This is a genomic window from Bradyrhizobium hipponense (assembly GCF_008123965.1).
GTDB classification, from domain to species: Bacteria; Pseudomonadota; Alphaproteobacteria; order Rhizobiales; family Xanthobacteraceae; genus Bradyrhizobium; species Bradyrhizobium hipponense.
Map to the genome: position 1 here is coordinate 1 of NZ_VSTH01000276.1, position 2098 is coordinate 2098.

A 2098-nucleotide genomic window follows, 5' to 3' on the forward strand; every position below is an offset into this window, starting at 1 on the left:
GAAGGCCGAACGGCTGAGGGCGGCGCGACGCTTGCTCGCGAAGAAAATCGGCATGGCGGAGGCGGCCTTGGCGCTGTCGCGCGAAAGCGGCTTGTCGCTGCGGCAAGCCTATCGCTATCTCGAAGTGGCCAAAAGGAAGGAGCCGCTCCTTTCCGCGCCGCAGCCGTCTGTGACGCTCTCCCTGAAGATGCCGGCCGATCTCGCCCAAAAACTCCAGGCGCATGCGGCGGCTTCCAGGCTTTCGGCAAGCGAGGTGATGCGCCGAGCGGTGGCCGCTTATCTCGCGTCTGTCCGCGAAGATGGCTGAGCGGCGAAAACAGCGCGACGTTCGTCTCGAATTTGCGTTCGATCGCCTCGTCGCCGTCAAACTTGAACAGGTTTACGAAATTCTCGTTCCAGATCAGGTGCGCTTTGCGCGCGCCGGCGCCGATGTGACGGGAGGCGAAGATGAAAACCGCCGCGATTTACGCCAGAGTGTCGTCGGACAAACAGAAGGAGGAGAACACGATCGCCAGTCAGACGAGCGCGCTGATCGCTTTCGCCCGCGAGCAGAACTGCGACGTGCCGGCGGAATGGGTGATCGAAGACGACGGCTATAGCGGCGCGAGCTTGTTGCGCCCCGGGCTTGAACGACTGCGCGATCTCGCCGCAGAAGGGCGGATCCAAGCCGTGCTCGTCTACGCTCCCGATCGGCTGAGCCGGCGCTATGCGCATCAAATCCTTCTTATCGAAGAGTTCGCGCGCGCCGGCGTCGAGGTCGTGTTCATTCGCTCGAGACGGGCGGCGACGCCGGAAGACGAGCTGCTGCTGCAGTTTCAGGGCATGATCGCCGAATATGAACGCGCGCAAATCCTGGAGCGGTCGCGGCGAGGGAAGCGCCATCGCGCCCTTCAAGGCCAAGTGAGCGTGCTTTCCGGCGCTCCGTTTGGCTATCGCTACAAGCGCAAGACCGATCACTCTGCCGCCTATTATGAGATCGACGAGCGACAGGCCGGTGTCGTGCGCTGGGTCTACGAGCTTTACACCGCAAAAAACCACAGCATCGGCGCCATCACGCGCCTGCTCAATGAGCGCCAGATTCCGACAGCCAAAGAAACAGGCCGCTGGGAGCGCTCGACGGTCTGGGCGATGCTGCGCAATCCCGCGTATAAAGGAACGGCCTGCTTTGGCAAGACGCGGATCGCGCCGCGCATGCGTGTGACGCGGCCGTTGCGATTGCGCGGCGGCGTCGCGCCTCGCAACAGCGCCAATCATGAGCTTCCTCGCACAGAGTGGATCGAAATCCCTGTGCCGACCATCATCAGCGAAGAGACCTTTGCATTGGCGAACGAGCTTTTGGAAGCCAACAAGAAGCATGCCCCGCGACGCACGATCACCCCGAGCGCCCTGCAAGGATTGTTGAGCTGCGCCAAATGCGGCTATGGGCTCTATCGCACCTCCACCAGGTCGAGCGCTCGAACCATCCATTACTACCGCTGCTTGGGCTCGGATGGCTGGCGCCGGCTCGGCGGGCCGGTCTGCGACAGTCGCCCGATGCGCCAGGATTTGCTGGACGAGGTGGTATGGAAAGAGATCACGCGTTTACTGGAAGACCGACGCCTCATCGAAGACGAACTTGAGCGCCGGCTCAAGGCGGCGCGCAACGCCGATCCCACACAGCGCCGGGAGGAAACGCTTCGCCGCGATCTTGCGCGCTCCCGGAAAAGCATTGAGCGCCTCCTCACGGCCTATCAGGAGAGCCTTCTCTCACTTGAAGAGCTGCGCAGTCGCATGCCCGATTTGCGCAGCCGCGAACAGGCTTGCCTGTTGGAGCTGCAAGCGATCGAAGACCAATCGAAGGAGCAGGAAGTTTGTCTACGTCTCGCCGAATCCGTGACGAGCTTCCTCGACCGCCTGCGCTCGTCCGTCGGCGCGCTCGATATAATCGAACGCCGACGCGTGCTGCGCCTTCTCGTGAAGGAAGTCCTCGTTGGCGACGACAAGATCGTCATCCGCCACTCCATCCCCCTCTCACCCACCCCTCCGGGTGGAAAGGCCCCCGGCGCTACCGATAGTTCCGTGGCCGCTCCTCCACAGCAAAGTTATCTTTTGCGTTCAG

The 2098-nt window shown here is 62.4% G+C and carries 2 protein-coding genes; both read left to right on the forward strand.

Annotated features, from left to right (window positions below):
* On the forward strand, positions 1–307 hold a 307-nt coding region (locus FXV83_RS41780), incomplete at its 5' end, for a ribbon-helix-helix protein, CopG family (protein ID WP_148745818.1).
* 140 nt (positions 308–447) lie between these two features.
* Positions 448–2098: recombinase family protein (locus tag FXV83_RS41785; RefSeq protein ID WP_148745819.1), on the forward strand; the 1651-nt coding region annotated here is incomplete at its 3' end.